Below are 15,513 nucleotides of genomic sequence, written 5' to 3'. Positions count from 1 at the left end.
CTTTCCCGATGAGATGGAGCGGCGTTACGACGGCCCGGTACTGCCGTTCGATCCGGCCCTGACCGGGCGGCCGGTGGCGGCGGCCCGAAATGTGCTGTTTCAGCGCCTTGCCGCCGAGCAGCGTCAGGCGATTGCGCGGCGTCGTGCCGGGCTGCCTGCCGTCGCGGTAGCCGCCGACGAACGATTGTGCGCCGCCGGACGCTCGCTGCATTATTACCGGACCGAGGGCGCGGCCTGGACCGGCCGGGTCTGATTGCCGCCATCCTGGGGTGTGCGTGAAGGGGGAAAGTGAGCCGATGAGTCTTGAGTCCGTCCGCCGCTTCTTGGCCGAGGCCGCGCCCGACCTGTCCATCATCGAACTTGAGGCCAGCACGGCGACGGTCGCGCTGGCCGCCGAGGGTCATGGGGTCGAACCGGCGCGGATCGCCAAGACCTTATCGCTGAAGGTCGGCGACCGCCCGTTCCTGGTGGTGACCCGGGGCGATGCCCGCCTGGACAATCGCAAGGCCAAGGCCGCGTTCGGCGGCAAGGTCCGGATGCTGACCGCCGAAGAGGTCGAGGCGGTGACCGGCCATCCGGTCGGCGGGGTCTGCCCGTTCGGTCTCGCTACGCCGATGCGGGTGCATTGCGACGTTTCGCTCCGCGCCTTCGACGAAGTGGTGCCCGCCGCCGGATCGATCAACAGTGCGGTTCGGATCGCGCCGCTTCGACTGGCCGAACTGGTGGGGGCCGACTGGGTCGACGTATGCCAGGAGGGCAGTACGCTTTAACCGGCGCGGCCGTGCTATACACGGCCGATCATGACCGGATCCGTTTTTGCCTGGAAGGTCGAGACCCGCGCGACGATCGCGTTGGCTTGGCCGCTCATTCTCACCAATCTCGCCCAAGTCGCCATTGGCGTCACCGACACCCTGATGCTGGGGTGGCTGGGGCCCGATACCCTCGCGGCGGGGGCGCTGGGGGCGAATCTGTATTGGGCGGTGTTCGTGATCGGGCTGGGGCTGGTCACTTCGACCGCGCCCTTGCTGGCTCAGACCCTGGGACAGCGTCGCCACTCGCTGCGCGATTGCCGCCGCACCGTGCATCAGGGGATGTGGCTGGCGGTGCTGCTCTGTCTGCCCGCCTGGGCCTTGATGTGGAATGCCGATCCGGTGCTGCGGGCGTTGGGTCAGGATGCCTCGCTGACCGGCGATGCCCAGCATTATCTCCGCTTCATGCAATGGGGAGTGTTGCCTGCGCTCGGCTTTGCCGTGCTGCGCGCCTTTATCGCCGCGCATGAACGGCCCCGCGCCGGGCTGGTGGTGACGGTGGCGGCGATTTTGCTCAATGCCCTGCTGTGCTGGCTTCTGATTTTCGGTCACGCCGGATTCCCCGCGCTGGGGATGGCCGGGGCCGGGATCGCCACCACGATCTCGGAAATCTTCATGTTCCTCGGGCTGCTGGTTTTCCTGCTGCTCGATCGTCGCCTGAGCCGTTATCGCTTGTTGGGCGGGTTCTGGCGCCTCGATCTGGAACGGCTGCGCGATCTGTTGCGGATCGGTCTGCCGATGGGGCTGTCGATGGGATTCGAGGTCACCGGAATCAACGCCGCCGCCTTCCTGTGCGGGATGATCGGCGCGCAATCGATTGCCGCCCACGCCATCGCGATTCAGGTCGCCTCGATCACCTTCATGGTGCCGCTGGGGCTGGCTCAGGCCGCGACGGTGCGGGTTGGGCTGGCTGCCGGAGCGGGCGATTGCGGCGGAATCGGCCGGGCCGGATGGGTCGCGATGGGGCTGGGAATCGGTTTCATGGCGGTGATGGCGGTGCTGCTGACGACTGAGGCCGATTGGGTGGTCGGGCTGTTCCTCGATCTCGACGATCCCGCCGCCCTGGCCGTGGCCCAGATCGCGGTGCCGCTTCTGGCGGTGGCGGGGCTGTTCCAGGTCGCCGACGGCGCTCAGGTGGTCGCGGCCGGGGCCCTGCGCGGGTTGAAGGATACCCGGATGCCGATGCTGTTCGCCGGTCTGGGCTATTGGGTCTTGGCGGTGCCGCTGGGCGCGGCTTTGGCCTTTCCCGGCGGGATGGGGGCGCACGGCGTCTGGCTCGGCCTTGCCCTGGGGCTGGCGGCGGTCGCCGTGCTGATGACCGTGCGCTGGTCGCGTCACCGCCGGTTGGAGCAGGTCCCGGCGGTGTAGCGCGACCGAACCCGGATCAGCCGACCCGGTGACGCAGCGTTCGCCACGCCGGGCTGTAGGCGATGATCGACAGGGTGATTGCAGCCCCCAGAATGATCGCCACCGCCGGGCTCATGATGAAGCCGGTTTTGGTCACCGCGAACTGGAGCACCATCGGCATCGAGCCGCCGACGATTCCCTCGGCGACATTGACCGAGATCGCCAGCCCGGTGGAGCGCACATCGGGCGGGAAGATATCGACCATCAGCACATAGCTGGGCAGCAGGATCAGGGCCAGGATGCAGAACAGCAGGGTCTCGCACAGCAGGATCACCGCATAACCGCCGCCGCTCATCGCCATATAAAGCGGATAGGCGGCGAGGATCGCCAGGACCAGCCCGACCCGGAAAATCCGCATCGTGCCGAGCCGGTCGGCCAGATACCCGGCCCCGATGAACACCACCATCCCGATCCCCAGCACGATGGTGCCGATCTGGAGCGAATCGCTGTTTGACAGTCCGCCATAGCTGGTGGTCCAGCCGACCGAATAGACCGCCAGGGTGTAAAAGATCACGGTGCCGCTGACGACGGCGCCAAAGGCCCCGAGCAGGGCGGCACGGTGATTTCGCCACAGCCGCATCAGCGGGATCGAGGTGTCGTGTTCGGGTGGCTCGTAATTGTCTTCGAGGCCGTGGCGGAAATAGAGCCCGGTGGCCGAGATCAGGATGCTGAGCGCGAACGGAATCCGCCAGCCCCACTCGGTCATGTCGTGGGGATCGAGAGCCGAGGTGACCAGATAACAGACGAACCCGCCGAGCAGGATACCGAACAATCCGCCGGACGTGGCGATCGCGGTCATCACGCCCTTGAACCGGCTGGGGCCGCTTTCATTGGCAAAGACGATCGAGCCGCTGAACTCGCCCCCGACCGACAGCCCTTGCACCAGCCGCAGCAGCACCAGAGCAATCGGCGCGAACAATCCGGCCTGCTGATAGGTCGGTAACAGCGCGAACAATCCGGTGGGCACCGCCATCGTCAGGATCGACAGCATCAGCACTGAACGGCGGCTGAGCGAATCGCCCAGATGACCAAAGGCAATCGCGCCGATCGGTCGCATCAGCGCCCCGGCGGCAAACGCGCCGAACGACGCCAATGTCGCCGCCGCCGGGTCCTCGGAGGGGAAGAAGTTCGCCCCAATGATCGCGGCCAGATAGCCAAAGATCGCGAAGTCGTAATATTCGATGACGTTTCCCATTACGACAGCGCCGACGATCTTGAACCGGGAATTGCCTTTTCTCAAAATATCCCCCCAGGTAGATGGAGATCTGTCCCTATCTCCGAAATCGGGCGGATAATATCACAGCGACATTATTCCGATACGGCTCTCCGACTTGCCTTTTGGCTATCGTCAAAATTGATGGGTGGGCCACGGGACCCGTAACCGCGAGAAGGCCCCCCTCTGTGAGGATTTCGTGTCGGCCATGGTTAGCCCTGCTGGCCCGAAGAGAGGGGGCTAACCGCCTTCGGATCGATAGCTGGGTCATCGGCTCAAGATGAGTCCGTATAATTAAATAATTATTTGGATTAATGTTTGTCTTGGTGTGGGCGTTAATGCTGCCGTTTGCCGATTATTTCGTTTTTATATATTTTTTCGTGCGATTTTGTGGGGCCTAGTCTTGTTGATGATTGTGGTTTAATAAATATTATCGGCTTGTTTTCTGGGGCATGCGCCTCTTTTTTTAAAGAAAGTGGCGGCGCGGCCTTGAATTTTTCCCGGAATGAACTAAAAATATGACCTTGGGTCTGGTTGCGCTGTCTTTCGTATGGTGCGTTTTCCGGGGGAAATGCGATGTCTCATCTCCGCATCGGTGTCCGTCTGGTCATCATGGTCGGTTTCCTGCTGTGCTTCGTGATGCTGACGGTTGGCCTGGGGCATCGCGGGATGAATCTGATCAATGCCAGCCTGAAGACGGTCTATGAGGACCGGACCGTCTGCCTGTCCCAATTAAGCGAGATCCAGAGCAATATCAGTCACGCGCGCATCCGGGTGCTGGGGTTCGTCGCGACGGGAGGAACGGGCGACCGTGCCGCCCTGACCCGCGACGTCCGGGCGGACATCGCGGCGATCGAGAAAACCTGGGCCGAGTACAAATCAACCTATCTCCCCCCCGCCGAGCAAAAAATCGCCCGCGAGTTCGAAGCGGCGTGGAGCCTGCACGCCGCCTTTGCCGATCAGGTTCTGGGCCGAATCGGGGCGGGCGACGTCAGCGGCGCCCTGGAATACACCAACACCGTCGGAGCCCCGATCTATCGCACCCTTGACGCTGCTATCGACGAAGACATCGCGTTGCAGCGGCAAATCGCGAAAGAGGAATACGCCAAGGGGCAACAGGTGTTCGAAACCACCGCCACCCTCAATTGGGTGGTGGCCCTGATTGGGGGCGCGGGGGCTCTGTTCCTGGCCTGGGTCGTCGTGCGCAGCATCACCGTGCCGGTCGCCGGGATGGTTGAGGCGATGATCGGGCTGGCCGGTGGCGACACGACGGTCGAGATTCCCGCCCGCGAGCGCCGGGACGAGGTCGGCGACATGGCGAAAGCGGTCGAGGTGTTTAAGCGCAACGCAATCGAGCGGCTGCGTCTCGAGGCGCACGAAAAGCAAGAGATCGAGGCTCGCCAAGCCCGTCATGCCCGGATCGAGATACTGACCGACGAGTTCGACAAGGCGGTGATCGACATGCTGAAGGGCGTGGGGGATGCCGCCTCGACCATGTTGGATACGGCCGGGACATTGACCGCCAACGCCGAATTGACTCAGAGCCAGAGCGCGGCGGTTTCGTCCGCGACCGAGCAAGCCAGCACCAACGTCAACGTCATCGCGGCGGCCAGCAACGAATTGCTGGCCTCGGTGCAGGAGATCGGGTCTCAGGTCACCCGGGCCGCCACCATCTCATCGAACGCCGCCGCCGAGGCGCATGACACCAACGACAAGGTCAGCGGACTGGCTGCCGCCGCCAATCGCGTTGGCGAGGTGGTCGGGTTGATTACCTCGATTGCCAACCAGACCAATCTGTTGGCCTTGAACGCAACGATCGAGGCCGCCCGCGCGGGCGAAGCGGGTAAGGGGTTTGCCGTCGTTGCGTCCGAGGTCAAGAATTTGGCCAGTCAGACCGCCAAGGCCACCGAGGAGATCGCGGGGCAGATCGGGGCGATCCAGGCCCAGACCGAGGATACCGTGGCGGCAATCCGCCGCATCATTAGCGTGATCGGGGAAATCAACGAGATGTCCTCGGCGATCGCGGGCGCGGTCGAAGAGCAGGGCGCGGCGATGCAGGAGGTCGTCCGCAATGTCGAGGAAGCCGCCAAGGGGACAAGAGAAGTCGCGCGCAGTATCGTTCAGGTCGCCGAAGCCGCCGAAGGAACCGGCCGCATGGCGGGCAGCGTTCAGTCCGCCGCCAACTCGCTGACCCGCCAGAACGACAGCCTCCGCGTCACGGTCGAAGGCTTCCTGTCCTCCATCAAGGCAACCTGACCCCGCGCCGGGCGTGTAGGGCCGTCACCGGCTCTACTCCGCGACCCGCCGCTCCAGGGCGCGCGCGTCAGAGGTCGCCGCCCGTGCGCACAAAGCGACGATGCCGACCAGCCCGGCCAGCCCCCAGAAGGCCGTCTTCAGGCCAAGGCTGTCGGCAACGAAGCCTACTCCGGCCGGACCGACCAGAATGCCGGCATAGCCCATCGTGGTGATCGCGGCGACGGCAAGGCCGACCGGCATCGCCGTCTGCGTCCCCGCACCCCTGAATAGAACCGGGACGAGGTTGGACGCGCCCAGGCCGATCAGGACGAAGCCCGCCAGGGCGACGCTGCCAAACGGCGACAGCAACAGTAGAGCGAAACCGCCGATGGCGATCAGACTTCCGCCCAGAAGCGTCGCGCCATCGCCGATCCGGGCGACAACCCTGTCGCCGAGAAGGCGGCCGGTCGTCATCGCGATCGAGAACAAGATGTAGCCAAGTCCGGCCTGAGCCGGGGGTGCCAGGTTTTCAGTGCGGATCAGCAGCGCCCCCCAGTCGAGCATCGCTCCCTCGACGAGAAAAGCGATCGCGGACAGCCCGGCCAGCAACAGCACGATCCCGCGTGGAACGGCCAGGATCGGGCCGTCCTCCGTCTTGACGGTGGTGAGCAGGCGGGGCCAGACAAGGACCATCGCCGCCCCCATCGGCACGACACAAAGCAGCGTCGCCTCAAACGGTGACAGATGCAGCGACAGCAGGAGCGTCATCACGCTCGCCCCGAGAAAAGCCCCGATACTGAACAGGGCATGAAAGCCCGACATCAGCGGCTCTGGCGCGGCACGATCGACGTCGACCGCGTGGATGTTCATCGCGACATCAAGCGTTCCCAGAGCGGCACCAAAAACAAACAAAGCCAGCCCCAGGGTGGCGGCGGTGTCAGCGACGGCCAGCGTCGGAAGGATCAGGGCGAGGCCGAACCCGCCCAGCAGGATCACCGGCTTGCTGCCATAGCGGGCCGCCAGGGCTCCGGTGGCGATCATCGCGACGATCGAACCAATGCCGAGGCACAGAAGCAGCAGCCCAAGAACACCGTCCTCGACTCCGGTTCTGTCCTTGGCATAGGGAACCAGGGGGGCCCAGCAGGCCAGCCCAAAGCCCGCGACAAGAAACGACAGCCGCGTCGCCAGACGCGTTTGCGGGCGGTCAGCCGATAGCATCCGTACTTTCCTTTATGTTAGGTCCGGAACGATCGCCGTCCCGGTCCAGATCGTCCGCCCCGATCCGGTCCATTCATCGCGATTTGGTATAACCTGTCGCTTCCTTTGCGTCGTGATGAAACGGGTATCCATGACGATCGGTGAACTCGCGAAACGCTCGGGACTTTCGGCCCATACCATCCGTTCTTACGAGCGGACCCGATCTCCTTTCTATCCCCGTCCCGGATGACGCAGTTCGAACTCAACGATGAGGGGGATGTCAGGTCCGCGCTTCAGCACTTTCTCGGGAAGCGGACCCTCGAAATCGCGCGGTCGCCATTCCCGGCATTTTGCAACGCGGAGCCCGGATGTTTCCGCCGCATTCAGAAAATCGGAAAAATCGTGCGCAACAGTCGGCATCGTGACAATCGTTGCTCCGTCGCGAAAATGCGCCGCGACATTCGACAGCGCCAGGAAGGGGTGAATTTCGATCAGTACGATCCTGCCACGGCTGGACAACAGCCGCTTCGCCGCCCGCAAGGGGGGCGTCAGGTCCGCGACATGTTCCAGTGCCAGTGCGATCAGGACGAGATCTGTCGAGCCGTCCTCAAGGGGAATGGGCTGCGCCATGTCCTGCTGGAACAGCCGCAACGCCGGGTCGCGCTGGCGCGCCTGAGCCAACATTCCGGCGGAGATGTCGCAGCCCGCAACGCTCCTGGCTCCCGCCAGCCGCAGGCATTCGAGATTGCGCCCGGTGCCGCAACCGAACTCGACCACCGCCTGCCCGGCGACGGAAGGGGCGAGCCCTTGCACGATTTGTCGGGCACCGAACACCATCGGATTGTCGTATCGGTCATAGAAGGCGGACCAGCGATCGTAGGCGTCCACCAGCGGCAAGGCGATTGATGTGTGGATTTGGCGATCGGGCATTGGACTTCCCCCCGCGAGATCCCGTCTCGCTTTCGGGGCAAGTAGTTTTCCGGTCTGCACCGTTCAGCTCCGCCAGAGCGCCGATACTCTAGGAAGCAGACCGCTTTCGCGTCAAGCCTCGGGTGCCCGATCCGTCCGGCTCCGTCAGCTCTGTTCGATCTTGCGGGTGGCCTCGTCAAGCACCTCGACGATACGGGCGAGCTGTTCGTTACTGATCGGCGTGCCATCGCCCTTCAGGCGCAAGGCCATCTTCAAATTTTCCATCGCCCGGAGGATCTGGGGCGAGATGGTGTGCTGGTTCTCCCGCCGCGCTAAATCCATCCGGATGAGGAGGGCGTTTAACGCGGTCTGGTTCAGCTCCAGATAGCGTTGCCCCTCGTCGGTCAGGGCATAGAGCTTCTTCCCGCTATGGGTCGGGTCCGGCTGGGCGACGTAGCCTTGTTCCTCCAGCAGGGTGAGCGCCGGATAGATCGTTCCAGGACTCGGGCTGTAAGCTCCGGCCACCCGATCCTCAATCGCTTTGATGATCTCGTAGCCGTGCCGGGGCTTTTCGGCGATCAAATGCAGGATCACCAGATGCAAATCGCCATGGGCGAACATCCGCCCCAGGCGACCGCCGCCACCCCGCCGGTGGCTCTCGTCGTGTCCAAACGGCCCACGTGCATGACGGTGGTGGTGGTCCCAGAGACGATGAACAAATGTTGGCATCATGTTACGACCTCCTGGTCTTGTGCAGAACCGTTTCCACGATACGCCCGGCGTCGGCGGGTGACACCTGCCCGAACCGATCCACCGGCCGGTTGAGCAGGCCCGCCAGGGCTCCCTTCGGTGGCCGGGCGGCTTTGGCGGCATTGCCCTGATAGGCCACCACCACCGGTCCCTGCTCGCACACGTCAAGGCAGCCGCAGGCCCTCACGTCGATCCGCACGCCGGGGGTGGGGTGGGCGGCGACGGCTTCGTTCAAGGCTGCCAGCAGCGCCTTTCCCTCCGCGCCATGGGCGCAGCCCTTGCCGACACAGGTGAACAGCCGCACCGCCAGATCGTCGGGGCTTGGCGTTGCCTCGGCTTCGAGGGTGGCTACAGCCTCGATGGCGGGTTCGATCGCGCCGTCCTGCGGAGCGTGGCCCCACCGCCCGAAACGCCCGCGGCGGTGGCGAAGAGGGGAGCCACCGTGAGGAGCGCTCCCTTCGGGACAATGATGGTGATGATGATGACGCATGGGCGTCTCTCCGATAGTGTTTCGATATAACGAAAATATCGATATATCGAAACACTATCGGAGTCAACCGGCGGATTGGGACGCACGCCCCGGACAAAGAAAAAAGGGGCTGACCTTTCAGCCAACCCCTTGTTTTCTCACTCCCACTCGATCGTCCCCGGCGGCTTGCTGGTCACGTCGTAGGTAACGCGGTTGATGCCCTTGACCTCGTTGATGATCCGGTTCGCGACGCGGCCGAGGAAGGCCATGTCGAACGGATAGAAATCGGCGGTCATGCCGTCGGTCGAGGTGACGGCGCGGAGCGCGCAGGCGTAATCGTAGGACCGCGAGTCTCCCATCACGCCAACGGTGCGGACCGGGAGCAGGACGCAGAACGCCTGCCAGATCACGTCGTACAATCCGGCCTTACGGATTTCGTCGAGATAGATCGTGTCGGCCTGACGCAGGATGTCGAGCCGTTCGCGGGTCAGTTCCTGGCCGGGAATGCGGATGGCGAGGCCGGGGCCGGGGAAGGGATGGCGGCCGACCATGTCGTCGGGCAGGCCGAGTTCGCGGCCAAGCGCGCGGACTTCGTCCTTGAACAGCTCGCGCAGCGGCTCGACCAGCTTCATGTTCATCCGGTCGGGCAGGCCGCCGACATTGTGGTGGCTTTTGATCGTCACCGACGGGCCGCCGGTGAAGCTGACCGATTCGATCACGTCGGGGTACAGCGTGCCCTGGGCCAGGAAGTCGGCGCCGCCGATGGCGCGGGCTTCTTCCTCGAACACGTCGATGAAGGTGGCGCCGATGATCTTGCGCTTCTTCTCGGGGTCGGTTTCGCCCGCCAGCTTGGCGAGGAACAGGTCCGAGGCGTCCTTGTGCACCAGGCGGATGTTGAAGCGGTCGCGGAACACCTTGACCACCTGCTCGGACTCGCCCGCCCGCATGAAGCCGGTATCGACAAAGACGCAGGTGAGCTGATCGCCGATCGCTTCGTTCAGCAGCGCCGCCACCACCGAGGAATCGACCCCGCCCGACAGGCCGCAGATCACCCGACCGCTGCCGACCTGGGCGCGGACCTTCTCGATCTCCTGGGCGCGGAAGGCTTTCATCGTCCAATCGCCCGCGCAGCCGCAGATGCGATGGACGAAGTTCGACAGCAATTCACGTCCGTTCGGGGTGTGGACCACTTCGGGGTGGAACTGGACGCCATAGAAATGGTGGTGATCGTCGGCGATCGCGGCGAACGGCGCGCCTTCCGACGCGGCGACGACGCGGAAGCTGGGCGGCAGCACGGTGACGCGGTCACCGTGGCTCATCCACACCGGGAACTGGGCGTTGGCCGAGGAAATGCCGTCGAACAGAGCGCAGGGCGCGATCTGGGTGACGATGGCGCGGCCGAACTCACGGTGATGACCGGATTCAACGGTGCCGCCCAACTGGGCGCACATCGTCTGCTGGCCGTAACAGATCCCCAGCACCGGCAGGCCCATCGTGAACAATTCATCGGGGGCGCGGGGCGATCCGGTCTCGGCCACCGAGGCGGGGCCGCCCGACAGGATCACGCCCTTGGGCGCGAAAGCCCGGATCGAGTCCGCTGTCACCCGGTTGAACGGGTGAATCTCGCAATAGACTCCGGCTTCGCGGACGCGGCGAGCAATTAGCTGCGTGACCTGCGAGCCAAAATCGACAATCAGGATACGATCGGACATGTTTCCTCCGGGCGATGAGGCGGGGGACTTTAACCGAAGGCATCGGCGTCCGACAAGCCGCCCCGTACGGCATTGCCTGTTCCCAGCGCATATGTGGTCAGCCGGTCGTATTCGGAACCCCTTTGTCCCAACCGGCTTTGGAACAGTGTGAACCGATCTACCGCCAAAGTCTCGGGGGGCGGCACCGTCTCCAGCCAACGTTGTACCCGATCGGGCGTTGCCTCCGCCGAGAGCCGGGCCAGGGTGATGTGCGGGACAAAGCGGCGCGGTTCGGGCGGCAATCCGGCGTGGATAGCCGCCGCCTCGACCAGCCGCGCCAGCACTTCCAGCGCCTCCGACCGCTCGACCCCCCGCCACAGCGCGTGAGCCCGCTTGCGGCTGCCGAACAGTCCCAGCCCGGCCAGGGTCAGGCTGAACGGAGCCTGCTCGATCCGGCCGAGCGCGTCGTGGAAATCCTCGGCGCTGGTTTCGTCGATCTCGCCCGCAAAGCGCAGCGTCAGGTGCAGGTTACGGGGCTCGATCCAGCGCGCTCCGGGCACTCCGCAACTTTCCGCCGTCAGACGTTCGGCCAGATCGGGCGGCAGATCAAGGCCGACGAACAGCCGGATCACGGATGCCGCGTTGCCGCCCGCGCGGCGTGGCGGTCGAGCAGGGTGCGGACCGAGGGCAAGATCCGGGTGACGATCTCGTCGATCCCGGCGGCGTGGGGTGCAGCCCTCGGGCTGGTTCAGTTCGGGATGACCCGCGACGCCATCGAGATAGAACGGATAGAACACCGCATCGTGGGCCTTGGCGAGGCGGGGGAACAGGGCGTTGAACGAGGATTCAAAGGCTTTGCCGTAATTGGGCGGGGCCAGCATTCCGGCCAGCAACACCCCGATCCCGGCTTTGCCCAGCCGGGTCAGAATCTGGTCGAGATTGGCCTCGGTCAGTTTGGGGTCGATCCCGCGCAGCCCGTCATTGGCACCCAGTTCGAGGATCACCAGATCGGGTTTTTCCGCCAGCGCCCAGTCCAGCCGGGCCAGACCTCCGGCGGTGGTATCGCCCGAAACCCCGGCATTGATGATCTGGACCGCGCGGCCCTCGGCCCGCAAGGCGCGCTCCAGCCGCACCGGAAAGGCGGCGTCGGCGGGAAGACCATAACCTGCCGTCAGCGAATCGCCCAAGGCGACGATCCGAACCGATGCCGGTGCCGCCGCCCGTGCCGGGGAACTGCCCAGGGCGGTCAGCATGGTGGAGAATGTTCCCAGCAGCACGGTGCGTCGCGTCGCCATTCTTCGTCTCCTGCGTTAAGCGGTTCTGGATGATCCGACGAAACGCAGGAGAAGGGAAGGCGAAGGCTTATTTGCGGTGCGGGGCGTTGTCGGTGGTCAGGCCGCCGATCGCGGCACCCGCCGCGCCACCCAGCAGGGCGGCACCCAGCACCGGCCCACCGGCGACATAGGCGATGCCGCCACCCGCTGCGGCACCGATGGCACCGCCGGACAAAGCGCGCTGTTCCCACCGCTTCATGTCGGAACACCCGGTGGCGCCGATCAGGATCAGGGACATGGCAAGGACAATGGCTATTGGTCTCATGGGGGGCCTCTTCATATCTGGAGGGGACCGAAACCAATCTGACGCCCGAACCATGGCGAATCTATGATCGAGATCACGGATGGGGGGACGGTGGTGGCTAAAGCGCGGCGAGACGGTCGGTGACATCCGGCAGCGAGAGCGCATCGAGGATTTCGATGCCATGCTCGGGGGTCTTGGTCGCGATTAATACCGGTTCCAGCGTATCGCCACAGAAAAAGAAGGCGACATCCGCCTGTTCGGCGAACCAGGGCATTTGGTCGAGCGAGGTGAGGCGGCGGCTGCGGATTTTGTTGGGATCGACGCCGTGGCCTCCCTCCTTGACCCGCGTCTCGACGCGCCTGACCGCCAGATCGGCCGACGATAGGGCGATGTAGACAAAGCCAAACGCCAGTCCGGCCTTTTTGGCGGCCAGCACTCGCCGCCGGAACTTGTCGGTGGACAGGACGGTTTCGACCGCGACGGATTTTCCATCGTCGATCAAGCGGTCGACTGTGCGGTCAACCCATTGCGCGGCCTCAAGGTTGGCCTGCATCCGCGTCTTGTTATCGACATCGAATGTCCCGCCCAGAAGGGCGCGGGTCACATCGTCGGGGTTAAGAAAGCGGCACGCCTCCCCGAGCATCGTGGCCAGGACGGGTTGCAATGTGCTTTTCCCCGCGCCGTTATGGCCCGCGATGATCCAGAGCCAAGGTTGCATCGATTAGCGGGTCTTGCGCGCGGCCCTGGGCGGGGGAACGATTTCAACGACGTCATCAACCAGATGATAGACCTCGATTCCGGCGGCGTGCTGCCGGTCAACGGCAGTGGCGACGGCCTGATGGAATCCTTCGGTCAGCTTGCGCGCGAAATCGGGCGAGGAAACGTCATCAAGCGTCGGCAACCCGGACGGTCCCGATTTCTTCGCTCGATCTTTGGGGGGCGTTGGGGCTTGCATCAATGCCAACATCGAAAAGAACACCTTCGAGTCAGAGTGGCCCTCAACGGCGACCGATTCAATAGGGGGAGGGACGCCTCACCCCTTGCGGAACGTTTCTCCGTGTCGATAAAACTCTACGGCCCAATCCCGTATTAATTCAATCCGAATTGGGCTCATACAACCAAAAAAGCCCCGGCGGTGTCCCGCCGGGGCTTTTCCGAACCAGATCCAATCGGACCGGTCGAAGAGACTAGTTCTTCGACTTGTCGACCAGCTTGTTCTTGGCGATCCAGGGCATCATCGCGCGCAGCTTTTCGCCGACCGCCTCGATCTGATGCTCGGATTGGATGCGACGGGTCGCCTTGAAGCTCGGCTGACCGGCCTTGCATTCCAGCATCCAATCGCGGACGAAGCGGCCGGACTGGATGTCCTCGAGGGCGCGCTTCATCTCGGCCTTGGTCTCTTGGGTGATGATGCGCGGGCCGGTGACGTAATCGCCGTATTCGGCGGTGTTGCTGATCGAGTAGCGCATGTTGGCGATGCCGCCTTCATAGATCAGGTCGACGATCAGCTTCACTTCGTGCAGGCACTCGAAATAGGCCATTTCCGGCGCGTAACCGGCTTCGACCAGGGTCTCGAACCCGTACTGGATCAGCTTGGTCAGGCCGCCGCACAGCACCACCTGCTCGCCGAACAGGTCGGTTTCGCATTCCTCGCGGAAGGTGGTTTCGATGATGCCGGACCGGCCGCCGCCGATGGCGGAGGCATAGGACAGCGCCAGTTCAAGGGCATTGCCGGTCGAGTTCTGCGCCACCGCGACCAGACAGGGGACGCCGCCGCCCTTCAGGTATTCGCCGCGCACGGTGTGGCCGGGGCCCTTGGGGGCGACCATGAACACGTCGAGGTCGGCGCGCGCCTCGATCAGCTTGAAATGGATGTTGAGGCCGTGAGCGAAAACCAGCGCCGCACCCTGCTTCAGGTTGGGGGCGAGGTCGGCGTAGTACAGCTCGGCCTGAAGCTCGTCGGGGGTGAGGATCATCACCACGTCGCCCCAGGCGGCGGCTTCGGCCGGAGTGAGAACCTTCAGGCCCTCGGCCTCGGCCTTCTTAATCGAAGACGAACCGGCGCGCAGCGCCACGGCCACTTCCTTGACGCCGGAATCGCGCAGATTGAGGGCGTGGGCGTGGCCCTGGCTGCCATAGCCGATGACAACAACCTTCTTGCCCTTGATCAGATTGACGTCGGCATCCCGGTCATAATAGACGCGCATTTGAGTTCCCCGTGTGCTTTCGCGAGCTGGAAATATCACTGGCGGCGGACCATACAGGTCTCCAACGCATCTGGCAAATGCATGCGTTCGGGAGCGGTCTGCCGTTCCGGTTCCGCGAACCATACCCCTCCCGCCCGCGTCCCGCCACGGATTTTCGCGGCCGCCGGCCCCAGGTCCTGTCCTCATAAACCTCGCGCGCCGCGCTGCTGGAAAAAATGGCGCAATGGCAGGAGAAACGCGATGGGCATAGTGGTGCTATGGACAAGCGTTTCGACGCCCCAGTGCGTCGTTTTTGCCGCAGCCCGAAGGGACGCGGGCCTTTTGACGGCCGGGTTCGTTGCTTGCCCCTTGTGGACGACGGGTCCACGGCGGGTCAATCGCCTGCCCGGCCGCCAAAATTCCTCGCGTCGCGACCGTGACGTTTATGGGGACAGGACCTAGATGATTTCGTGCTTTCGGCCAGAGCCCGGTTCGGCCAATATTCGGCCGCATGACCGATCCCTTTGCCCTTGATGACGACGCGGCCCTGGCCCCGCCGTCCGCCCCCGCTGTCGCCGGTCCGGTGCCGGTGCCGCCCGACGCGCCCTGGCTGGCTGGCCTCAATCCCGAGCAACTGGCGGCGGTGACCAGTCTGGACGGTCCGCTGCTGGTCCTGTCCGGGGCGGGAACCGGCAAGACCAAGGTGCTGACGGCGCGGCTGGCGCAATTGCTGGCCTCGCGCCGGGCCCAGCCCTGGCAATGCCTGGCGGTGACCTTCACCAACCGCGCCGCCCGCGAAATGCGCGAGCGCGTCGCCGCTCTGGTCGGTCCGGCCGCCAACGATCTGTGGCTGGGCACCTTTCACTCGCTGTGCCTGAAGATTTTACGCCGTCATCCAGAGGCGGTCGGGCTGATGCCGGACTTCACCATCCTCGATTCCGACGATCAGCTTCGTTTGCTGAAGCGGGTGATGGAGGACGAGCGGATCGACCCCAAGACCACCCCGCCCCAAGCGCTGATGGGGGCGATCCAGCGCTGGAAGGATCAGGCGTTGACGCCGGACAAGGTC

17 protein-coding genes are annotated in these 15,513 nt (G+C 64.4%); 6 read left to right on the top strand and 11 right to left on the bottom strand.

Going from position 1 to position 15,513, the window contains the following annotated elements; all coding sequences use genetic code 11:
• The 3 genes from K678_RS19165 to K678_RS14900 all read left to right on the top strand — a co-directional run.
• Nucleotides 1-253, top strand: a 253-nt coding sequence (locus K678_RS19165) for a hypothetical protein (RefSeq protein WP_021133303.1), incomplete at its 5' end; no start/stop codon positions are given.
• 43 nt (nt 254-296) lie between these two features.
• A complete protein-coding gene (locus K678_RS14905) occupies nt 297-770 on the top strand; it encodes a YbaK/EbsC family protein (RefSeq protein ID WP_021133302.1) in 474 nt (157 codons plus the stop codon).
• Between the two features lie 30 nt (nt 771-800).
• Nucleotides 801-2,177, top strand: a complete 1,377-nt coding sequence (locus tag K678_RS14900) for an MATE family efflux transporter (protein ID WP_021133301.1) — start codon at nt 801-803, stop codon at nt 2,175-2,177.
• A gap of 16 nt (nt 2,178-2,193) precedes the next feature.
• On the opposite strand, the gene K678_RS14895 is transcribed toward K678_RS14900, so the two are convergent.
• A complete protein-coding gene (locus K678_RS14895) occupies nt 2,194-3,411 on the bottom strand; it encodes an MFS transporter (protein ID WP_021133300.1) in 1,218 nt (405 codons plus the stop codon).
• A 594-nt stretch (nt 3,412-4,005) separates the two neighbouring features.
• Between K678_RS14895 and K678_RS14890 the strand changes: the two genes are divergently transcribed.
• The gene (locus K678_RS14890) at nt 4,006-5,685 is read left to right on the top strand and encodes a methyl-accepting chemotaxis protein (RefSeq protein ID WP_021133299.1); all 1,680 of its coding nucleotides are present in this window, start codon (nt 4,006-4,008) and stop codon (nt 5,683-5,685) included.
• 33 nt (nt 5,686-5,718) lie between these two features.
• On the opposite strand, the gene K678_RS14885 is transcribed toward K678_RS14890, so the two are convergent.
• On the bottom strand, nt 5,719-6,882 hold the full coding sequence (locus tag K678_RS14885; protein ID WP_021133298.1) for an MFS transporter: 1,164 nt from the start codon (nt 6,880-6,882) through the stop codon (nt 5,719-5,721).
• 115 nt (nt 6,883-6,997) lie between these two features.
• Between K678_RS14885 and K678_RS19975 the strand changes: the two genes are divergently transcribed.
• On the top strand, nt 6,998-7,111 hold the full coding sequence (locus K678_RS19975; protein WP_081673296.1) for a MerR family DNA-binding transcriptional regulator: 114 nt from the start codon (nt 6,998-7,000) through the stop codon (nt 7,109-7,111).
• Here K678_RS19975 and K678_RS14880 read toward each other — a convergent pair.
• The 9 genes from K678_RS14880 to ilvC all read right to left on the bottom strand — a co-directional run bounded on the left by K678_RS14880 (nt 7,093) and on the right by ilvC (nt 14,465).
• Nucleotides 7,093-7,791, bottom strand: a complete 699-nt coding sequence (locus K678_RS14880; protein ID WP_021133297.1) for a class I SAM-dependent methyltransferase — start codon at nt 7,789-7,791, stop codon at nt 7,093-7,095. The genes K678_RS19975 and K678_RS14880 overlap by 19 nt on opposite strands.
• A gap of 144 nt (nt 7,792-7,935) precedes the next feature.
• Nucleotides 7,936-8,502, bottom strand: a complete 567-nt coding sequence (locus K678_RS14875; protein ID WP_051185954.1) for a PadR family transcriptional regulator — start codon at nt 8,500-8,502, stop codon at nt 7,936-7,938.
• Between the two features lies 1 nt (nt 8,503).
• Entirely contained in the window at nt 8,504-9,010 is a 507-nt protein-coding gene (locus K678_RS14870) for a (2Fe-2S) ferredoxin domain-containing protein (protein WP_021133295.1), read from the bottom strand.
• 137 nt (nt 9,011-9,147) lie between these two features.
• A complete protein-coding gene (gene guaA, locus K678_RS14865) occupies nt 9,148-10,701 on the bottom strand; it encodes a glutamine-hydrolyzing GMP synthase (protein WP_021133294.1) in 1,554 nt (517 codons plus the stop codon).
• Between the two features lie 29 nt (nt 10,702-10,730).
• On the bottom strand, nt 10,731-11,975 hold the full coding sequence (gene thpR, locus K678_RS19885; RefSeq protein WP_021133293.1) for an RNA 2',3'-cyclic phosphodiesterase: 1,245 nt from the start codon (nt 11,973-11,975) through the stop codon (nt 10,731-10,733).
• 67 nt (nt 11,976-12,042) lie between these two features.
• Nucleotides 12,043-12,279: a hypothetical protein gene (locus K678_RS14850; protein WP_039853399.1), complete on the bottom strand. Its 237-nt coding sequence runs from the start codon at nt 12,277-12,279 to the stop codon at nt 12,043-12,045.
• Between the two features lie 97 nt (nt 12,280-12,376).
• A complete protein-coding gene (locus tag K678_RS14845) occupies nt 12,377-12,976 on the bottom strand; it encodes a zeta toxin family protein (RefSeq protein WP_081673295.1) in 600 nt (199 codons plus the stop codon).
• A 3-nt stretch (nt 12,977-12,979) separates the two neighbouring features.
• On the bottom strand, nt 12,980-13,159 hold the full coding sequence (locus K678_RS14840) for a hypothetical protein (RefSeq protein ID WP_039853396.1): 180 nt from the start codon (nt 13,157-13,159) through the stop codon (nt 12,980-12,982).
• Nucleotides 13,160-13,445: 286 nt separating this feature from the next.
• Entirely contained in the window at nt 13,446-14,465 is a 1,020-nt protein-coding gene (ilvC, locus tag K678_RS14835) for a ketol-acid reductoisomerase (protein ID WP_021133290.1), read from the bottom strand.
• A gap of 490 nt (nt 14,466-14,955) precedes the next feature.
• Between ilvC and K678_RS14830 the strand changes: the two genes are divergently transcribed.
• Nucleotides 14,956-15,513, top strand: a 558-nt coding sequence (locus K678_RS14830) for a UvrD-helicase domain-containing protein (protein WP_021133289.1), incomplete at its 3' end; no start/stop codon positions are given.

The organism is Magnetospirillum fulvum MGU-K5, assembly GCF_000442515.1.
GTDB lineage: Bacteria > Pseudomonadota > Alphaproteobacteria > Rhodospirillales > Magnetospirillaceae > Phaeospirillum > Phaeospirillum fulvum_B.
The sequence above is the reverse complement of the archived record's forward strand: the minus strand, read 5'-3'. Positions and strand labels throughout refer to the sequence as shown.